At 65.5% G+C, this 19,707-nt stretch carries 17 protein-coding genes and 1 riboswitch; of the genes, 13 read left to right on the plus strand and 4 right to left on the minus strand.

Annotated features, from left to right (window positions below):
• The first annotated feature begins 8 nt into the window (after window positions 1-8).
• On the plus strand, window positions 9-827 hold the full coding sequence (locus tag V5738_RS08670; protein ID WP_423824020.1) for a YbaY family lipoprotein: 819 nt from the start codon (window positions 9-11) through the stop codon (window positions 825-827).
• Window positions 828-888: 61 nt separating this feature from the next.
• On the opposite strand, the gene bluB is transcribed toward V5738_RS08670, so the two are convergent.
• Window positions 889-1,548, minus strand: a complete 660-nt coding sequence (gene bluB / locus V5738_RS08675) for a 5,6-dimethylbenzimidazole synthase (RefSeq protein ID WP_423824021.1) — start codon at window positions 1,546-1,548, stop codon at window positions 889-891.
• A gap of 275 nt (window positions 1,549-1,823) precedes the next feature.
• Here bluB and V5738_RS08680 point away from each other — a divergent pair, with 275 nt between their 5' ends.
• The 4 genes from V5738_RS08680 to cobJ are packed head-to-tail and all read left to right on the plus strand — an operon-like array spanning window position 1,824 to window position 5,271.
• Entirely contained in the window at window positions 1,824-3,095 is a 1,272-nt protein-coding gene (locus V5738_RS08680; protein ID WP_423824022.1) for a hypothetical protein, read from the plus strand.
• Window positions 3,096-3,113: 18 nt separating this feature from the next.
• On the plus strand, window positions 3,114-3,785 hold the full coding sequence (locus tag V5738_RS08685) for a precorrin-8X methylmutase (RefSeq protein ID WP_423824023.1): 672 nt from the start codon (window positions 3,114-3,116) through the stop codon (window positions 3,783-3,785).
• Entirely contained in the window at window positions 3,782-4,513 is a 732-nt protein-coding gene (locus V5738_RS08690) for a precorrin-2 C(20)-methyltransferase (protein WP_423824024.1), read from the plus strand. The genes V5738_RS08685 and V5738_RS08690 overlap by 4 nt, the downstream gene beginning before the upstream one ends.
• The gene (gene cobJ, locus V5738_RS08695; RefSeq protein WP_423824025.1) at window positions 4,510-5,271 is read left to right on the plus strand and encodes a precorrin-3B C(17)-methyltransferase; all 762 of its coding nucleotides are present in this window, start codon (window positions 4,510-4,512) and stop codon (window positions 5,269-5,271) included. The genes V5738_RS08690 and cobJ overlap by 4 nt, the downstream gene beginning before the upstream one ends.
• Here the strand turns inward: cobJ and V5738_RS08700 are convergent.
• Window positions 5,256-6,008 carry a cobalt-precorrin-6A reductase gene (locus V5738_RS08700; protein ID WP_423824026.1) on the minus strand — a complete coding sequence of 251 codons (753 nt, stop codon included), beginning with the start codon at window positions 6,006-6,008 and terminating at the stop codon, window positions 5,256-5,258. The genes cobJ and V5738_RS08700 overlap by 16 nt on opposite strands.
• A gap of 34 nt (window positions 6,009-6,042) precedes the next feature.
• Between V5738_RS08700 and cbiE the strand changes: the two genes are divergently transcribed.
• Both cbiE and cobM read left to right on the plus strand, forming a co-directional pair.
• On the plus strand, window positions 6,043-7,284 hold the full coding sequence (gene cbiE / locus V5738_RS08705; RefSeq protein WP_423824027.1) for a precorrin-6y C5,15-methyltransferase (decarboxylating) subunit CbiE: 1,242 nt from the start codon (window positions 6,043-6,045) through the stop codon (window positions 7,282-7,284).
• 234 nt (window positions 7,285-7,518) lie between these two features.
• Window positions 7,519-8,283: a precorrin-4 C(11)-methyltransferase gene (cobM, locus tag V5738_RS08710; protein WP_423824028.1), complete on the plus strand. Its 765-nt coding sequence runs from the start codon at window positions 7,519-7,521 to the stop codon at window positions 8,281-8,283.
• A 350-nt stretch (window positions 8,284-8,633) separates the two neighbouring features.
• Here cobM and V5738_RS08715 read toward each other — a convergent pair whose 3' ends face one another.
• Complete coding sequence (locus V5738_RS08715; protein WP_423824029.1) at window positions 8,634-9,734, minus strand: cobalt-precorrin-5B (C(1))-methyltransferase; 1,101 nt, start codon at window positions 9,732-9,734, stop codon at window positions 8,634-8,636.
• Window positions 9,735-9,827: 93 nt separating this feature from the next.
• Complete coding sequence (locus tag V5738_RS08720) at window positions 9,828-10,289, minus strand: cobalamin biosynthesis protein (RefSeq protein ID WP_423824030.1); 462 nt, start codon at window positions 10,287-10,289, stop codon at window positions 9,828-9,830.
• 91 nt (window positions 10,290-10,380) lie between these two features.
• A riboswitch (cobalamin riboswitch) is annotated at window positions 10,381-10,585 on the plus strand.
• 45 nt (window positions 10,586-10,630) lie between these two features.
• Here V5738_RS08720 and V5738_RS08725 point away from each other — a divergent pair.
• The 6 genes from V5738_RS08725 to cobN all read left to right on the plus strand — a co-directional run bounded on the left by V5738_RS08725 (window position 10,631) and on the right by cobN (window position 19,699).
• Complete coding sequence (locus V5738_RS08725; RefSeq protein WP_423824031.1) at window positions 10,631-10,822, plus strand: CbtB domain-containing protein; 192 nt, start codon at window positions 10,631-10,633, stop codon at window positions 10,820-10,822.
• A 103-nt stretch (window positions 10,823-10,925) separates the two neighbouring features.
• Entirely contained in the window at window positions 10,926-11,672 is a 747-nt protein-coding gene (locus V5738_RS08730; RefSeq protein ID WP_423824032.1) for a CbtA family protein, read from the plus strand.
• Complete coding sequence (locus V5738_RS08735) at window positions 11,659-13,422, plus strand: ATP-binding protein (RefSeq protein WP_423824033.1); 1,764 nt, start codon at window positions 11,659-11,661, stop codon at window positions 13,420-13,422. The genes V5738_RS08730 and V5738_RS08735 overlap by 14 nt, the downstream gene beginning before the upstream one ends.
• Window positions 13,419-14,747 (plus strand): cobyrinate a,c-diamide synthase, encoded by a 1,329-nt coding sequence (locus tag V5738_RS08740; RefSeq protein WP_423824034.1) that lies wholly within the window; start codon window positions 13,419-13,421, stop codon window positions 14,745-14,747. The genes V5738_RS08735 and V5738_RS08740 overlap by 4 nt, the downstream gene beginning before the upstream one ends.
• Window positions 14,748-14,771: 24 nt before the next feature.
• A complete protein-coding gene (gene cobW / locus V5738_RS08745; RefSeq protein WP_423824035.1) occupies window positions 14,772-15,854 on the plus strand; it encodes a cobalamin biosynthesis protein CobW in 1,083 nt (360 codons plus the stop codon).
• A 47-nt stretch (window positions 15,855-15,901) separates the two neighbouring features.
• Complete coding sequence (gene cobN / locus V5738_RS08750) at window positions 15,902-19,699, plus strand: cobaltochelatase subunit CobN (protein WP_423824036.1); 3,798 nt, start codon at window positions 15,902-15,904, stop codon at window positions 19,697-19,699.
• Window positions 19,700-19,707: the final 8 nt, after the last annotated feature.

Raw genomic sequence — 19,707 nt, forward strand, 5'->3', positions numbered from 1 at the left:
AACTTTTCATGGTTAAACTGAATAGCCGACTCCAAGGCGCTGCTACTGTAGGCCTGATTGCGATTTTCGCTATGCTCGCCGGCTGTGGTTCGGATCAAACCACCGATGTACATGTGCGTGGCCAGCTCACGCTGGCGGGTCAGGGGCAGCTGCCCAAAGACGCAACCGCACGGATTAGCTTGATCGAGCATGCGGCCGACAGTTCGGACAACCGTATCGTTGCCGAGCGAACCCTGCATGACCTCGGCAAGCTGCCGGTGCATTTCAATTTGGCCATTGGCCGGGAGCTGTTGGGATCCAACGGTCGCTACGGGTTGAATGCCCAGGTGCTGAACAAAGGGGGCAATGTGGCCTGGGAGACGCCCGTTCCCCAGTCGATCGAGCCAACCGATCAGGCACAGCCGGCCATGCTGGTATTGCAGGCAAGCGACTTCCATGCAGTCGGCGATTTTCAACAATTCCAATGCGCGGACGAGTTCCAGTTCGATATGACCCGTAGCGATGGCCAGGCCATCCTGCGCATGGGCAAACGCCAAATCAGCCTGACTGCACAGCCGACCGGCGATGCGTCGCGCTCGATCTATACGGACGATCACGGCGATGAACTGGCCTTCGGCCACGACAAGATCACGCTGACCATGGACGATACCACCCATATGGACTGCCATTGGCTCGCAGACGGCGACGCCGATGAATCGGTCGACACGGCCGCCGCAGATACCGAGGGTGCCGGCGATACGATAGGCTCTAAAGATGAATCGGCCTCGAAGGCCAATACGTCGCACGACGCCGGCCAATCGATGTCCCAAACGGTCGAGTCCGACTAGGCTTGAGGCCAGACGGTACTGGCCTGCCGATAAAAAATTAGGCCGGTTCGCGCTGCCCGCGTTAGGACTCCGAGCGGGTTTCGGGCCAGCCGTCAATGCCGACGAGATCGGTGACGGCCATACGCTCGGCCCAGCCTTGCTCTGCCAGCATAGGACGATCATAGAACGCATCGACATGGCCGAGGCACAGAATGGCGATCGGCAGGGCGCCGGCGGGTATGTCGAGCAATTCGGCCAGCCGCTCAGGATCGAAAAGAGATACCCAGCCCATGCCGAGCCCTTCGGCACGGGCGGTCAGCCATAGGTTCTGAATCGCGCAGGCCGCCGAGGCGAGATCCATCTCGGGCAGCGTGCGTCGCCCGAAGACATAATTTTCGCGCCCTTCGGTCAAAGCGACGACCAACAGCTCGCCGCATTCGCGAACGCCTTCCACTTTAAGCTGCATGAACTCGTCGCTGCGTTCGTTCAAGGCATCGGCGGTCCGGCGACGTTCGGCCTCGACCACGGCATGAATTTCGCGACGCAGCGTCGAGTCGACTACGCGAATAAATCGCCAAGGCTGCATATAGCCGACGCTGGGCGCAGCATGGGCTGCTGCCAACAGGCGTTGCAGTATCTCGGGTGCGACCGGATCCGGGCGAAAATGGCGCATGTCGCGTCGTTCGGCAATAACGCGATAGATGGCATCAAGCTCTACGGCACTATAGCGATGGGCATTCATTCGTCGGGTCGGCTCCGGTACACAACAGGCCGTAGAGCCTATGGCCTATGGCGCCTGGGTGCGAGCGGGCTGGCATCAGACCCGATCTGGGCCCGGCTACACTTGAATTACCGCAGGGGCTTTGCAAGCCTTGCTCTAACTTCGAGCGTCGCAGCCCGGGCGACGCTCGTTCTGGTTTGTATACATGAGGCGCCATCCTGAGCGCGAATTCATCCCTCGACACGGGGTCATCAAAGCCACATAAACGGGGCTGGTGTCCCTCCGACCAACGGCCGATGACAGCCGCAGATGGCGATATCCTGCGTTTGCGTCCGGCCGAGGCCGCGCTCGACGCGCGAGCGCTCGAGCGCCTGGCAGAGATTGCCGAGCGCTTTGCCGATGGTGCGATTCTGCTGACGCGTCGGGCCAAGATCGAATTGCGCGGCCTGGGCAAGACGCGGCAAGCCATCGCAGCATTGGTGGCCGCCGGCCTGATCGAGACGCCGGCTCAGTCCGGGCTGCCCGATCGTATTATTTCGCCGGCGACCGATCTGGATTCGAACGCCGACGCGCGGCTCGGCTCACTACTCCAACACCTGGATAGCGTTCTAAAAAAATGCCCGGTTGCCGCTGAACTGCCGGACAAGTTCGCGATCGCAATCGATGGGGGCGGTGTGGCCCATATCGGCTGGGTCGCAGCCGATATTCGCCTCGATGCCCTCTCGGGGCAGCCGGGCTGGTGGCGTTTGGCGATGGCTGGCGATGCTCATAGCGCAGCAGCACTGGGCGTATTGCCTGCCGAGAATGCGCCGGCGGCCGTCGCGACCTTCATCGCCCATGTCGTAGCCGCCTCGGGTATCGCGGCCCACCGGCTGCGATTTCGCGACTTGGACCCGGCACAATGCCGAGTGTGGGCCGCTGCAGCCATCGGCACCGTGCTCGAGCCGCCGGATGAGCCGATCGGCGGGCGCCCGTCGACCGAGCTCGAGCAGCGCAGAACCGCGGGCTGGCAGTCGGCCGGCTTCGTCTTCGGACGCATTGAGGCGGCAGCGCTCCATGGCTTGGCTGATCTGGCGCGACGACACGGGCCGATTCGGCTGCTGCCCGACCGAAGCATCGTCGTGCCCGATGCCAGCCCGGCCAGCTGCGATCGCCTCACCGCCCTGGGCGCGATCGTTTCCGACACGGACCCGCGTGCCTCGATTGAAGCCTGCGTCGGGCGACGCGGTTGCCCGTACGGGTCGACCGACACGCGAGAGCATGCCTTGCTATGCTCTCGCGCGTTGCCGAACCTGCGGGCTGCGGCTACGCGTGCGGCGTTGCACGTATCCGGCTGTACGAAAGGCTGTGCCCATCGCCGGCCGGCAGCGGTCACGCTCGTGGGTCGCAACGGGCGCTACGACGTGGTGTTCGCGGGCGGCCCCGCGGCCGCGCCGCGATGGCACGGGCTAAGGCCGAGCGAAGTGCCGCAGCGCCTGGCCGATCTGGACCGTGCTTTCGTCGAACGGGCCGAACCCGGTGAGAGCGCGGAAGCATTCGTTGCCCGCTATATGCCGGCTGCCGATTAATCGCGTAGCGATCGATTCATGACATCAACGAGGTGCACGACCCCGGTGAGTGATTTCAGTCAAGACTACGACTATATCCGCGACGGCCGAACGATCTACGAGAAGTCGTTCGCCATCATCCGCGCTGAAGCTGATCTGTCGAATATCCCCACGGATTTGGCCGATGTGGCGATCCGTATGATGCATGCCTGTGGCCAGACCGATTTGGCCGCCGATCTGCGTTATTCGGCGAATCTCGGCCAGCGCGCCCGTCGGGCATTGGTCGCCGGCGCGCCGATCCTCTGCGACAGCGAGATGGTCGCCCACGGTGTGACTCGGCGCCGGCTGCCGGCTGAGAACGAGGTCGTTTGTACGCTGCGCGATCCGGCCACACCGGGTATTGCCGCGCAACTCGGTAATACCCGATCTGCGGCTGCCCTAGAACTTTGGCGCGAGCGGCTGGAAGGCGCGGTGGTTGTGATCGGCAATGCGCCAACGGCGTTGTTTTATCTGTTGGAAATGATCGCCGCTGGTGCGCCGCGCCCGGCCGTGGTGCTTGGCCTGCCGGTCGGTTTCGTGGGCGCGATCGAGAGCAAGGAGGCACTCGCCGCCCAGAGTCTGGGCCTGGATTATCTGACGCTGGTCGGTCGGCGCGGCGGTAGTGCCATGGCCGCGGCTGCGGTCAACGCCCTTGCCAGCGAGGCTCTATGAGCGGCGCGATCCTGTATGGGGTCGGCACTGGCCCGGGGGACCCGGAACTGATGACGGTCAAGGCCACGCATGCGCTCGAGGCCTCGGCCATCGTGGCCTATTTCTGCAAACGATCCGGCCAGGGCAACGCACTCACCACCGCCAAGCCCTATCTGCGCGACAGCCATACATTGTTACCGATGGTTTATCCGGTAACCACCGAACTGCCGCATGGCTCAGCTGAATACCGTGATCGCATCGAGCGATTTTTCGACGAATCGGCGCATGCGGTCGCGGCCCATCTGGACGCCGGGCGTTCAGTCGCGGTGCTCTCAGAAGGCGATCCGTTCTTCTACGGCTCGTTCATGCATCTATTCATCCGTTTGCGCGACGCCTACGACCCGGTGGTGATTCCCGGCGTGCCAGCGATGCTGGCCGGGGCCTCGCAGCTGCCGCGTCCGATCGCCATGCGCGACGATGTGCTGTCGGTAGTACCGGGCACGCTGCCGGATGACCGGCTGGCCGCCACGTTGGCCATCGCCCAGGCTGCGGTGGTGATGAAGGTCGGGCGCAATTTGCCGCGTATCCGTGCGGCACTGGCCGAAGCCGGGCGGGCCGAGGGCGCCTGGTATGTCGAACGCGCCAGCATGGGCGGGCGCCAGCGCGTCATGCCGCTCGCCGAAGCGCCCGAGGGGCCGGCGCCGTATTTTTCGATGGTGTTGCTGCCGGGGCCAGGAGAGCGGGTATGAGCGAGCATGGCTGGCTGGCCGTGGTCGGCGTCGGCCCGGGCGATCCGGGCTGGATCACGCCGGAGACCACGGCAATTCTTGGCTCGGCAACGGATCTGGTCGGCTATGCCGGCTACGTCGAGCGCGTCGCCGACTCGGGCCATACCCGGCATGTTTCTGACAATCGCGAGGAGCTGACCCGGGCCGGGCATGCGCTGGATCTGGCCGCGAGCGGGGCGCGCGTGGCGGTGATTTCAGGCGGTGATCCGGGCATCTTCGCCATGGCCGCAGCGCTCTGGGAGGCCATCGAACGCGCCGATCACGATCGCTGGCAGGCCGTTGATGTGCGCATCGCGCCGGCAGTGTCGGCTATCCAGGCGGTGGCCGCCCGAGCCGGCGCACCGCTTGGCAACGATTTCTGTGTGATTTCGCTGTCGGACAACCTCAAGCCCTGGGCACAGATTGAAAAACGCATCGATCGGGCGGCCGACGCGGATTTCGCAATGGCCTTCTACAACCCGATCTCCCGGGCCCGCCGCTGGCAGCTCGGTGCGGCGATGGCGGTTATCCGAGGCTATCGCGATCCAGCTACGCCGGTGGTCCTCGGCCGGGCCGTTGGCCGAGCCGACGAGGCGTTGCAGATCACCGATCTGGCGCGTTTTTCGCCCGGCGCGGCCGATATGAGCACACTGGTCGTGGTGGGCGCCTCGACTACGCGCGTGATCGAGCAGGGCGGGGGCCGCCGCGTCTATACCCCGCGTTATTACCCGGACACCTGATGGACGGTATCGAGCGCCGCCCACAGCGCCATGGGCGTGCTGAAAATACGGTCCGGCATCGGCAGCGATGGGCGGGAAATCATCAGCACTGGAATCGCCAGCGTGCGGGCGGCGTCGAGCTTGGCCCGAGTCGCCGGCGCACCGCTGTTCTTGGCCACCAGGACATCGATGGCGTGTTCGCGGAGCAGAGCGATTTCCTGGGCCAACGAAAACGGCGGCCGGTCGCGAATCAGCGTCCAGTCGTCGAAGGCCGGTGGCGGCTTGGGGGCTTCGATGCTGCGCACGATCCAGAGTTTGTCGGCGACGGCCTCGAACGGAGCCAGGCTGCGTGCACCGACGCTCAGAAATACCCGGCGACCGAAGCCGGCGAGCTGCCCGGCAGCGGAGTCGGGGTCGACGGCGTCGTGCCAGTCATCGCCGGCCTGCGGCCGCCAAGCTGGGCGGTCGATGCGCCAGAGCGGAATCCCGAGGCCTTGGCAGGCGCCTACGGCATGGGCCGACATACGCGCTGCGAACGGATGGGTGGCGTCGATCACGAGATCGATCCCATGTTGGGTCAGATAGCAGGCCAAGCCGTCGATCCCGCCGAAGCCGCCGCATCGTACGGGCAAGGCAAGGCGCGCCGGGCGGCTCGTAGCCCCTGCCAGCGACAGCATGGCATCGATATCGGAACGCATGGCCAGCGCTTCAGCGAGTTCGCGGGCTTCGGCCGTACCGCCAAGCAACAGTATTTTCATGGGGCGACATTCTACCGACGGGAGCGCACCGGCAATGTGCCGACATACTGATTCGTCGATTTCGCCTTGGCTGTCGATCGTTGGCATCGGCGAAGACGGTTGGAGCGGGCTGACGCCGAGCGCTCGATCTGCGGTCGAGAACGCCGACTACCTGATGGGCGGCGCGCGGCATCTGGCTATGCTACCGGGCGTTGACGGCCAGCGTCGCGAGCGCTGGCCGTCGCCGCTACTGGACGGGATCGACGGGCTCTGCGCCCGGCGCGGATCGCCGGTCACGGTGTTGGCCACGGGCGATCCGTTCTGGTTCGGCGTCGGTGCAACGCTCGCGCGTTATATCGCCCCCGAGGAGATGGCCGTCTTTCCCCAGCCGTCGGCGTTTTCGTGGGCGGCTGCGCGGCTGGGCTGGGCTCTCCAGCATGTACATTGTGTGTCGGCCCACGGGCGCGATCTGGCTGCGCTCCGGCCGTATTTGCACGACGGCAGGCGCTTGTTGCTGTTGAGCTGGGACGCCAGCACGCCGGATGCTGTCGCCCGCATGCTCTGCGAAGCCGGCTTCGAGGGTTCGCGAATGACCGTGCTCGAACATCTGGGCGGTGACAAGGAACGCGCTCTATCGGCCATTGCGGCCGAGTGGTCGTATCGCGATATCGCGGCCCTGAACATGGTGGCCGTGGACTGTGTGGCCGGCGAGCATGCCCGTTCGATTCCGCGTACCGCCGGGCGCGCCGAAGCGTTATTCGCCCACGATGGCCAGATCAGCAAGGCCGAGGTTCGCGCTGTCGTACTTTCGCTTTTGGCTCCCGGCCGCGGCGAACGGCTCTGGGATATTGGTGCCGGCTCCGGCGCGGTCGGTATCGAATGGATGCTCGCCGATCCGGCCAACCGGACGATCGCGGTCGAGGCCCGCGCCGAGCGCGCCTCCGGTGTGGCGGGCAACGCCGAGCGGCTCGGCGTGCCTGCGCTGGCTTGTATTCATGGCCAGGCCCCCGAGGCGCTGGCAGACCTTGAAGCGCCGGATGCGATCTTCATTGGGGGCGGGCTGACCGTGGATGGGTTGCTCGCGCACTGCTTGGCCCGGCTTGTCGGACGGCCGCGGACACGGCTGGTCGCGACCAGTGTGACCGTGGAAGGCGACGCCGTGCTGGCCGAGGCCATGCAACGCCATGGCGGCAGCCTGCGCCGGATCGCCATCGAACGTGCCGAACCGCTCGGTCGTTTGACCGGTTGGGCGCCGGCACGGCCGATAACGATCTGGTGCTGGTCTGGCGCCTGTTGAAATTTGATCAGCGCCGCTCGTAGCCAGTGGGTTGCCGTCGCTGGGGACGTCCGGTTCGTCGTGCATCGGCGGCCCGAGCCGAGAAGGCACGGATGGCCATCGCAGAACCACAGGCTGGCAATGCCAGCGTCGTCGCGCTTTTGCGGCGAACGAATACGCGGCCTCGTTTGGCCGCCGAGCGTGATTTTTTGAGCAAATGCCCTCGCAGCGAATAGACGCTAAGGAGAACCCACCATGACCGTGCATTTCATCGGCGCCGGCCCCGGCGCCCCCGATCTGCTCACTCTGCGCGCGGTCGAGCGGCTGGGGCGCTGTAGTGTCTGTCTCTATGCCGGTTCGCTGATTCCGACCGCGGTGCTCGAACATCTCAAGCCAGGCGCCGAGGCGATTAATACCGCAGGCATGGCCTTGGAGGACATCATCACCCGCATGATCGAGGCGACCGCGGCCGGCGACGACGTTGCGAGGCTCCATTCGGGCGATCTGGCCCTCTACAGCGCCCTGGCCGAACAGCTGCGCCGGCTCGCGGCCGCCGACATCGATTATACGCTCACCCCGGGTGTTCCGGCGTTTTCGGCGGCAGCGGCGGCGCTCGCTCAGGAGCTGACCGTGCCAGAAGTCGGCCAGTCACTGGTCATCACCCGTACCCAAGGGCGGGCCTCGAACATGCCGGCCGGCGAAACCCTGGAGACTTTTGCAGCCAGTGGCACCACATTGGCGATCCATCTATCGCTGCAGGTCGTGGTCGAGGTGGTCGAACGATTGCTGCCGTTCTATGGCGCAGCCTGCCCGGCAGCGATTGTCCAGCGCGCTTCCTGGGCCGAAGAGCGCGTCATCCGCGCGCCGCTTGGCGAGCTGGACGGCGCCGCCGAGACGCTGGCCGCCAAACGCAATGCCATTATCTTCGTCGGGCCGGTGTTGGGGGCTACCGATTTCAGGGAAAGCAAGCTCTACGACCCGACCCATCGGAGCCGCTATCGCTGGGCGAGCGAGGACTGATCCGCAGTCCGGGAATGATTCGGGCCAGAGATCGAAACCCGTCAATCGGGATCTGGTCCCCTCGTTTGAGGGTGAATTGAGCGAACGAACGATTGGGCCCCTGGGCGGATGGTTCCGAGAAACACTGCCGTATTCGGATCTTGGTGAGCGTGGCTCGACGACATGAGCGAATGACAACGCCGAATTGCCGCCTCAGATACAGCGGCCGGCGAGGAATGTCCTACTGTGCCCGACCGCGTTCCGTGCCTTGAACGTAGACCAGCTGTGCTCGGCGGCAGGCGCCTTGCCTGGTACGCGATAGGCGGGCGTCATGGGTGGCGTATCGCGGCATGACCTGCCCCAAACCATAGTCAGCCGGCGAGGCTGCCGTGGCGGGCGAGCACTTGGCCGGGTTTGTCGATTACCCAGAGTTCCAGCTGGGTGCCCAGTGGCAGGTAATGGGCGGCGGCCTGCCAGGCACGCTCGGCGATACGTGCAGCGAGGTCGATGCCGGCTTCGCGAGCCAGGCCGTGGGCAGCGAGGCTGGTGTTCGCGGTGCGGATCGCCTGGCGGGTGGCAGCGTCGACTTCCGGGGTCAAGCTGGCCAGAAATTCGAAATCCACGCCGCCGCGCCGGCTATGCAGATCGAGACGGCCGGCAGCCAGCTTGCTGAACTTGCCGAAACCACCGACCAGAGTGAGCCGATCGATCGGATGGCGCTTCAGGTACTTCAGCACTGCGCCGACAAAATCGCCCATCTCGATGATCGCCATATCGGGCAGGTCGTAGGTTGCGCGGGCGACGGCTTCGCTCGTGGAACCGGTCGCTGCGGCCAGATGGGTGAGCCCATTGGCCCGAGCCACATCGATACCCTGATGTATGGAGGCGATATAGGCGGCGCAGGAAAACGGCCGCACGATACCAGTGGTACCCAGAATCGACAGGCCGCCGATGATGCCAAGCCGACCGTTCATGGTTTTTTCGGCAATTCGTTCGCCATCGTCGACGCCGACAGTGACACGAAAACCGCCGGTATAACCGGCTGCCTCTGCCACCCGCGCCAGATGCTCGCGCATCATGCGGCGCGGTACCGGATTGATCGCCGGTTCGCCGACCGCCAGCGCCAGGCCGCTACGGGTGACCGTGCCGACGCCGGCGCCGGCGGTGAACTGCACGCCGGCCGAATCGAGCAGTTCGAGCCGAACCCAGACCCGCGCGCCGTGGGTGGCGTCTGGATCGTCTCCGGCGTCTTTGATCAGGCCGGCCTCGGCGACCCGCCTTGCAGAGAGCACCCGCGCGTCGGCCACGGCGAGATTCGCCTCGCGGCCGCGCGGCAGCTGTAGATGGACGTACGCCAGGGGTTCGTCGAACAACAGCCGATGGGCAGCAGCGACTGCGGCCGCGGTCGCTGTGGCGCCCGTGGTCCAGCCGGTTCGGAGCGCGTCGCTTCGTTCAGCGCTTTCTTCGCGCATGCGTGGCTCAGACCCGGCAGCCGGCCCGGCGTACGACGAGCCAGGCCTGAATTGCACTGGCGGGATATGGCGAGCGCAGCATGGGCATAGGTTTCATCGCGATGTATCCCCCCGTTGGGTTTCGAATGTCGTATCAGTCGTGGCCTCGCGGACAGCGATTGCGACCGTCGCCGCAGCGCTGGCTCGACGCGGCACGACCAAGTAAGTCGGCTGGCCGGCCTGGATACGGTGGTCGGCAGCCGCGGCCAGGGCCGTGGTTTCGGCAATGCCCCCGATCCCATATAGCGCCTGGACGCGGGCCGAACGATGCGACAGTCGATCGTCGAAGACCGCCAGCGACCCAGCCGACCAAGCCTGCAGGCTCAAGCCAAGCCCTTGAGCCAGTTCAACCAGAGCAGGTTCGCGGGCCCGCCGATCGAGCGTGGCAAGGCCGCACAGCCCCGACGGCTCAATGCCGGCTTCATGGCAGCTGGCCCGCAGCAGGATAATCAGCTCCGCGCTCGAACAGCCCCGTCGGCAGCCCAGTCCTGCGAACCATAGCCGGCTGCTGTGCATCGTTCCAACTCTGTTTGACGTTGTCTTGCGCCACCGAGCATAACCGAGCGCCGGTTGTCGGCGGTCATTTGACCGTCACGACCCCCAACCCTAGACTCAGACGACACAGGGTGCCCGTTAGGCAACGGGATAATCGGGAAAGCGGTGCGCGCCATGGGCGCAAGGCCGCTGCTGCCCCCGCAACGGTAGGCGATACAGTCCATATCGAGCCACTGCGCGCGTCGCGCGGGAAGGCATGGACGGGTCAAGACACGACCTTCGCAAGTCCGGAGACCGGCCCTGTTGATGAGATTCGTCGCTTCGAACGACGAGTCCGGTGATTTCAACGTACGGGTGTGTACATGCAAACCAGTCAAACCTCGGCCGCCGGCCCCCGCGCTCTGTCGAACTCGCGCACGTCCCAGGCGATCCAGCTCGCCGGCGCAGCGCTGATCGGCGTATTTATTGTCTACGGCGTGGGCTTTTCCCATCTGATGCCGGTGCATAACGCCGCGCACGACGCCCGGCATTCGGCGTCCTTTCCCTGCCACTGATCGCGATTTGAGCAGCCATCGCCGGCGTATGCGCGGCGATGCACATCGCCTTCAATGACTTGTCGCGATCTGCGTTGTCGTGGATCGCCTACAGAGAGAGACCATGCTGTTCAGACGACTGATCTTCGCCGCTGTGGCCGTTGGCTTGGTGGTGGGGGCGCTGCTGGGCCTGGGTGAGCAATTCACGACCGCACCGCTGATTGCCCAGGCCGAGCATTATGAGCATGCCGGGCATCGCGATGCCGGGCATATCCAAGCCGGCCACGACCAAGATGCCTGGGCGCCCTCAGATGGTGCCCAACGGGCGCTGTTCACGATCGCCGCCGACAGCGGAGTGGCAATCGGCTTTGCGCTGTTGCTCATGGTCGCCATGGGCGCCGCAGCTGCGGCGCGTGGCGCATCGTTGGGTGCGGGTTATGGCGCGCTCTGGGGCGCGGCTGGATTTACGGCCGTTTTCGGGGCCCCGGCGCTTGGTTTGTCGCCCGAGGTGCCGGGCACCGCGGCTGCCGCGCTTGCCGACCGTCAGTTCTGGTGGATCGCCACGGTGTTGGTGGTCAGTCTGGCCCTGGCGATCATCGCGTTCGCGCCGCGTTTAAAGAAACTCGCGGCACTGGTATTGCTGCCGCTGCCCTATCTTTACGGGGCGCCGCAACCGGCGGGCTCGCCCTATGCTGACCATAATCCGGCGGCAGCAGCAGCTCTGGAACAGATCCATCAGCAGTTCATCTGGGCCAGCGCGGTAACCAATCTGGTGTTCTGGCTGGTGCTTGGTGTCGCCTGTGGCTGGGCTGCCCAGCGCTGGCTGGTGCCGGTCGTAACAGCGCCGCGAGCGGCTCATGTCCCGGGCTGAGTTTCCGTTCGCGGCGGTCGTCGGCCAGGATCGGCTCAAGACCGCGCTGATTCTGGCCGCGATCGAGCCGGGTTTGGCCGGGGTGCTTATCTCTGGGCCACGCGGTGCGGCCAAATCGACACTGGCCCGTGGTCTGGCGGCGATTGACCGGCCTGCGGCCGGACGTTTCGTCACGCTGCCCTTGGGCGCTACCGAGGAGCAGGTCATTGGCAGCCTCGATCTCGAGCGCGCGCTGGGCGCGGGTGCGCTCGCTTACCGGCCTGGCGTGATCGGCCGGGCGCATGGCGGCTATCTGTATATCGACGAGGTCAACCTGCTCGCCGATCCGCTGGTCGACGTGCTATTGGATGTCGCGGCCTCCAAGGTCAATCGCATCGAGCGCGACGGCATCAGCCGTGAACATGCGGCCGAGTTCGTGTTGATCGGCACAATGAATCCGGAGGAAGGCGAGCTGCGCCCACAGTTTGCGGATCGTTTCGGGCTGTGTGTGGTACTCGAGCCGCGCTATAGCGCCGCCGAGCGGCGGGCTATCGTCGATCAGCGCCTGGCCTACGATCGGGATCCGGCGGCTTTCGAACGGTGCTGGGCCGACGCCCAGGCCGAACTCGCCGAGCGTATCGACGCTGCACGGACGCGGCTTACGAACGTTGCCTGTGCCGAGGCCATCCAGGATGCGATCGCCGAGCGTTGTGTGGCTGCCGACGTCGAAGGCGTACGCGCCGATCTGCATTGGCGTCAGGCAGCCTGTGCCCATGCAGCCTGGCAGGGCCGCGACCGCGTGGCCGACACCGACATCGATGCAGTCGCGGAATTCGTGCTTTGCCATCGTCGTAACGCCGAACAGCCGCCGGCCGATGCCACCGGCGGATCGCAATCCAGTCCGCCCGATGGCGGTAGCGGCGCCAACGGCGCGAACGATTCAAGCGAGTACTCGAACGATAGCGATTCACAGGATACGAGCGACTGGGGCGGCTTGCCGCCGCGCCACGTCGGCGTGGCGTTGGCCCGGTCGATCGACGAACAGGCGATCGGCGCTGTCGGTAGTGGTCTAGCAAATCATTCAGCCAGGCAGCGATCTTCAGGCTCGAATCGTCGTGGGGCCGTCCCGGCGCTGTCTGGCCATCCCGGGCCGCGGATCGATTGGCCTCGTACGCTGGCTCGGCGCGCGCTCGACCCGAGCCTTGGCCCGCCTAAGCCACGTGACCGATCGGACGAGTGGACAGCGGCCGCACCAGTCTATCGCCCGGCTCGAGCGAGCACGCCGGTACTGCACTGCGTGCTGCTCGACACTTCGGCCTCGACGCTCGGCGGCGACGAGCAATCCACGGCCCGGGCGGCCGTCGCTGGCTTGGCCGAACGCGCTCTACGCCAACGCGAGCGGTTCGCCGTGCTGACCTTCGGCGGCGATCGGATCGACTGGCTGTTGCCGCCTGGTCGAGCGCCGCGTTGTCTCGAGACCAAACTGGCCCGTATTCCTGCCGGGGGCGGCACGCCCTTGGGCCGGGCGTTGGCCACCGGTCGTGACCGTCTACAGCAGCTGGCGCGGCGTGAGCCGGCGCTATGTTTACGCAGCTATGTTTTCACCGATGGGCGCAGCCGCGACCCGGTCAACGAGGCGCAATGGCCGGGGCAGCTCATCGTGATCGATACCGAGCGCGCACGGGTGCCGCTTGGACGGGCGCGCCGGCTGGCGGCCCGGCTCGGCGGCGAGCATCGATCGCTCGCCGATTTCCTGGCGGGCTCGGCATGACCGACCCCGTCGACACGAGAACCTGCCCGGCGCTATTGATCGCTGCAGCGGCCTCGGGCCAAGGCAAGACCACGCTCACGGCCGGTCTGGCACGGGCGGCACGTAAGCTCGGTCAGCGTGTCGCGGTCTTCAAGACCGGCCCCGACTATCTCGACCCGGCGATTCTGGCCGCCGCGGCAAACACGCCGGTCGAGCCGCTCGATCTCTGGATGGCCGGGCCCGACTACTGTGCCCAGCGTCTATATGAAGCTGCTGGCGAGGCCGATCTGATTCTGGTTGAGGGCGCGATGGGGCTATACGACGGTATGCCCTCGAGCGCTGATTTCGCCGCGGCTTTCGGTCTGCCGGTGGCGCTCGTGCTCGACTGCAAGGGCATGGCCCAGACCGCCGGCGCGCTGGCGGCCGGGTTGAGCCAGGCGCGTGCTGATCTGAGTTTTGCCGGGCTGGTGGCCAACGGCGTCGGCAGCCAGCGCCATACCGATCTGATCGCCGAGGCGCTGCCAGTCGATATGCCGCTGCTGGCCAACTTGGCGCGCGATAGCGCCATGGCGTTGCCGCATCGGCATCTCGGTTTGGTATCTCCGGCCGAGCAGGGCGAAGCAATCGAGATCGCGCTGGAGACCACGGCCGAGCGTGTTCTTAAAAGCGATCTGCTTACGGCTGCCCGGCCGGTGTCATTCGAAGCGCGCCCGGCGGCGGTGCCGGGCCGATGGTTGGCCAGACGGCGGATCGGCATCGCTCGCGACGCCGCCTTCAGCTTTGCCTATGCCTCGAACGAACGCCTGCTGGAGGCGATGGGCGCGACCCTCGAATATTTCTCGCCGCTTACCGATCGGGCCCTACCAGCGGTCGATGCGCTCTGGCTGCCGGGCGGTTATCCCGAACTGCATGCCGAGCAACTCGCAGCCAATACCGCAATGCACGAAGCACTGCACGTCTTTCACGCGGCCGGCCGACCGATACTCGCCGAATGTGGCGGCATGCTCTATGTACAGCAAACGCTGACCGAGCTAGACGGGCGCTGGCATCGCATGGTCGGGCTGATCGCCGGCGCCGGGCGCATGCGCGATAGAGGCGGCTGCCAGGGTATGCAGACCGCGCCGCTGCCGGAAGGCGATATCCGCGCCCATGCCCATCATCGTTCGGCCACCGACCACGGCGCCGTGCCCATCGCCCACGGTCGGCGCCAGCGCCATTCGGCCCCAGGCGAGGCGATCGTACGTGATCGCGGTCTGACGGCGACCTATCTACATCTGTTTTTCGGCTCCAACCCGGCCGCAATCGCGCAGCTGTTCGGGGCCGAGGCCATGGCTTCGGCCTCCTGATTCACGCTTCTTCGGAGTGCATGCATGCAACTCGACAAGATTCACGCCACCGTCGTTACCGGTTTTCTGGGCAGTGGCAAAACCACGCTATTGTCGAACCTGATCAACAACGCAACCGACAAGCGCATCGCCGTGATCGTCAACGAATTCGGCGAGATGGATATCGATGCCGAGCTGCTGCGTGGTTGCCCCTTGGCCTGCGAGGGCGAAGAAGACGCCGAGGACGGTATCTTCGAGCTGGCCAACGGCTGTATCTGTTGCACGGTCGAGGAAGAATTCGTGCCGGTGATGAAAAAACTCATCGAAAAACGCGATTCGATCGATCATATCGTGATTGAAACGTCGGGCCTGGCGCTGCCCAAACCGCTGGTCCAGGCCTTCAACTGGCCGGAGATTAAACAGCACTGCACGGTCGATTCGGTGATCGCCGTACTCGATGGCCCGGCGATCGCGACCGGCACTTGGGCGACCGATCCGCAGGCCGTGGATGCGGCGCGCCTGGCTGATGAATCGCTCGACCACGACCCGACCCTGGAAGAACTGCTCGATGATCAGCTGGCCGCGGCCGATCTGGCGATCGTCAGCAAGGCCGACCAATTGGATGAGGGCACGCGTACCGCGGTCCGGGATTGGCTGAGCGCGCGCCTGCCCAAGCAGGTCAAGGCGCTGTTCATAGAAAATGGCGAAGCCGATCCGGAGCTGCTGACCGGGCTGGATTCGGCCACCGAAGACCGGATCGAGGCGATCACCACCCACCACGATGCCCACCATGCGGCAGGCGAGGAGCACGAACATGCCCACGACCACTTCGATTCGACGGTCGTCGTCTTCGGTGCGGTCGACAGCGAGCGACTGGTGGCCGGTATCCAGCAGCTGATTGCCGAACAGACGATTTATCGCGTGAAAGGCTTTGTGGCCGCCGGCGACAAGCCGATGCGCCAGGTCGTACAAGCCGTGGGCGAGCGGGTCGCACATTATTTCGATCGGCTCTGGGATGCTGACGAAACCCGGGCGACACGGCTGGTGTTTATCGGCCATGATCTAGATCGGGCGCGGATCCGCGAGGTGCTCGGCGCTGCCGAACTGGAAACCGCGGCTTCGGCATGAGTCGGCAGCCGGCTGCGACCGTGCAAGCGCGCCGAGTCGCCTAAGCGATGCATCTGCTTGCAGCCCAGCCGGGCGGCTTCAGCGACGACGAGGGCATCATCGACCTCGATCAGTCGCCGGCCGACATCGTCGTCATGGCGGCTGCCGATGGCGTGCTCGGCCTGCTGGCCGAAGCTGCCGAGCGCGCGCCGGCCGATAGCCCGAGCCTGCGGCTGGCCAACTGGCGCAATCTGGCCAAACCGGCGGCTCTGGATCTGTATCGCGCCAAGACGCTCGATCAGGCAAAGGTCGTGATCGTGGCCTTGACCGGCGGGCGTTCGTATTGGCCTTATGGCGTTGAACAGCTCGTTGAATGGGCAGGCCAAGCCCGGAATCGCCGGCTGGTACTGGTGCCCGGCGAGGATTACCACGACGACGATCTATTCGCGGCTTCCACCGTGGCCTATGCCCAGGCGCATCGGATCTGGCGCTATCTACGCGAGGGTGGTGCGGCCAATGCCGATGCGTTGCTGCGCTATGTCGCTGCGGAATTCTTCGATCGCGATGATGACTGGTCGGAGCCGGCCGCATTGGCCCGGGCGGCGATCTATCACCCCGAGCGCAGTCCGGCCGGATTGGCCGACTGGCAGGCGAGCTGGCCAGTCGACTCCGGCCGGCCGGTAGCGGTCGTGCTGCTGTATCGCAGTCATTGGCAGAACGGCAATATGGCCGTATTCGACGGCCTGATCGATGTGCTGCTCGAGCGCGGGCTCAATCCGCTGCCGATCGCTGTCGCTTCGCTCAAGGAAGAGGCCTGCTTGGCTGAAGTCGATGCTCTGATCGAGGCCGCCGATGCCCAGGTGGTACTCAATACCACCGGTTTTGCGCTACGCGCTGCGACCAACGCAGCGGCCGCGTCCGAGCCCGGCACCGGCCAGGCCATGTTCGCTCGCGATGTCCCGGTACTGCAGCTGGTGCTGGCCAGTACCACCGAGGCAGTCTGGCAAGACAGCAATGCCGGGCTGCGCGGTCGCGATCTGGCGATGTATGTCGTGCTGCCCGAGCTGGACGGGCGTATCGTGACCCGGGCGGTTGGCTTCAAGACCCGGGCATTTCGCAGCGATCGCTGTCAGATCGATGTCGTACGCCATGAATTGCAGCCCGAACGGGCCGCTTTCGTAGCCGAACTCGCGCGCCGCTGGGCGGTACTGCAGCGCCGGCCGAACGCAGATAAACGCATAGCGCTGGTGCTGGCCAATAATCCAGGCCGCGATGGGCGCATCGGCAACGGAGTCGGCCTGGATACGCCGGCAGCCACGCTCAATCTATTGCAGGCGCTAAGCGCGGCGGGTTATACCACTGGCGATCTGCCGGTCGATGCTCCGGCCTTGATGGACGCCCTGCGTGCCGCGTTGTCCAATGATCCAGCGGCCAACCAGCTCAAGCCGAGCTGGCAGAGCTTGGATATCGGGGTCTACGAACACTGGCTCGCCGCGCTGCCGGCCGCGGCCCGGGCGGCGGTCTATCAGCGCTGGGGAGCGCCGCATGCGGATCCGCGCTATCGCGCCGGCCGCATCGAGATCGCTGGCCTGCGTTTCGGCCATATCTTCGTCGGCCCACAGCCGCCGCGGGGTTTCGATATCGATCTGGCCGCCAGCTATCACGACCCGGATCTGGTGCCGCCGCATGGTTATCTGGCGTTTTATGCTTGGCTGCGCGAGGTCTATGCCGTTGACGCGATCGTGCACGTCGGCAAGCATGGCAATCTGGAATGGCTGCCGGGCAAGTCGGTAGCGCTGTCCGAGAACTGCTGGCCGGATATCGCCCTAGGCGCGCTGCCGCAGCTCTACCCTTTTATCGTCAACGATCCGGGCGAGGGCGCCCAGGCCAAGCGGCGCAGTCAGGCCGTGATCATCGATCATATGACGCCGCCAATCGTGCGTGCCGAAAGTCACGGCGAGCTGGCCGAGCTCGAAAGCCTGGTCGACGAATATTTCGAGGCAAGTGGCCTGGATGCCCGGCGTGAGGACTGGCTGCGCGGCCAGATTCTGGCGCTGGCCCGGCGCAGCCATGTGGCCGAGGAAATCGCCGGGGCCGATGGCGACGACGAGGCGATTCTCAACCAGCTCGATACCTACATCTGCGATCTCAAGGAAGCCCAAATCCGGGGCGGACTGCATCGCTTCGGCGAACTGCCGGCAACACGCCAACTCGCCGAGACGCTGGTCTCGTTGGTACGTATGCCGCGTGGCGAGGCGCCAGCCGACCGCAGTCTGCTGCAGGCGCTGGCCGAAGATTTGGAACTCGGTGATTTCGATCCGCTGGCTGCGACCGGCCAGCCGTGGAACGGCCCGCGGCCGGCTGTGCTCTCCGAGCTCGATTCGGCTGGTTGGCGCAGCGACTGGCATACCCGCACCCGGCTGGAAAAACTGTCGGTGGCGGTGGTCGAAAAATCGGTACTGGCCGATGCACCGCCTGCGATCGGGGCTGCCACGACAGCTCTGGTGATCTATATGCGTGAGACTCTGTTGCCGGCGCTGGCCCAGGGCGTGGCCGATGAGATCGGCCATACGCTGGCCGGGCTTGCCGGGCGTTTCGTGCCGCCGGGGCCAAGTGGGGCGCCGACTCGTGGACGTCTGGATACGCTCCCGACCGGGCGCAACTTTTATGCCGTGGACAGCCGGGCCATTCCGACCCGTACCGCCTGGGAACTCGGCCAGGCTTCGGCCGAGGCGCTGGTGATGCGACACCTCCAGGAGCATGGCGACTATCCCCGCGAGATTGGGCTGTCGGTCTGGGGTACGGCGACCATGCGCACCGGCGGCGACGATATCGCCCAGGCGTTTGCGTTGATGGGTATTCGCCCAGTCTGGGCGAGTGGCTCCAGTCGGGTGGTCGATTTCGAGATCTTGCCAGCTTTCCAGCTCGGCCGGCCGCGGGTGGATGTCACCCTGCGTGTATCCGGTTTCTTTCGCGATGCCTTTGCCAATCTCATTCGTTTGTTCGATGCGGCGGTCCAGAAGCTGGCAGCGCTCGACGAACCCGGCAATACCAATACCATTCGCCAGCGCATCGACGCGCGCCGTGCCGAATTAGTCGGCCAAGGCCATGACGAAGACGATGCGGTGCGCCAGGCTGCGTTTCGGGTGTTCGGCTCGAAGCCCGGCGCCTATGGTGCCGGCGTGGCCGAAGCGATCAATTCAGGCCAGTGGCAGGCCGCGGACGATCTGGCCAATGCCTACATCCAGCGCGGCGGCTATGCCTATGGCCAGTCCGTACACGGCGAGCGCGCGCACGAAGCTTTTGTCGAGCGGCTCGGTCGGCTCGAAGCTGTGGTTCATAACCAGGACAATCGCGAGCACGATATTCTGGATTCGGCCGACTACAGCACCTTCCAAGGCGGCATGGCCAATGCGGCGGGGGCGGCGCGTCGCGGTCAGCGCCCGGCGATCTATCATGCCGATCACAGTGATCCGGCCGTACCCCGAGTACGTACGCTGACTGAGGAAATTACCCGGGTGGTGCGCGCTCGTGTGACCAATCCGAAGTGGATTCGCGCCATGCAGCGTCACGGCTATAAAGGCGCCTTCGAGATGGCCGCGACCGTCGACTATCTGTTCGCCTACGACGCGACCGCTGGCGTGGTCGCCGACTACCAGTATGCCGCGGTTTCCGAGGCGTTGATCCTGGACGAGGCCAACCGGGCGTTCATCGAACAGCACAATCCAGAGGCACTGCGCGATATGAGCGAACGCATGCTCGAAGCCATGCAGCGCGGGCTATGGCAGCAGCCCGGGGCCTACCGTGAGCGACTGGAGTCGCTGTTGATTGATGCCGAGGCCGGCTGCGAGCGCCCCCTCGAGTAAGTGCCCGG

The organism is Salinisphaera sp. SPP-AMP-43 (assembly GCF_049568105.1).
In the GTDB taxonomy this organism is placed as follows: Bacteria; Pseudomonadota; Gammaproteobacteria; order Nevskiales; family Salinisphaeraceae; genus Salinisphaera.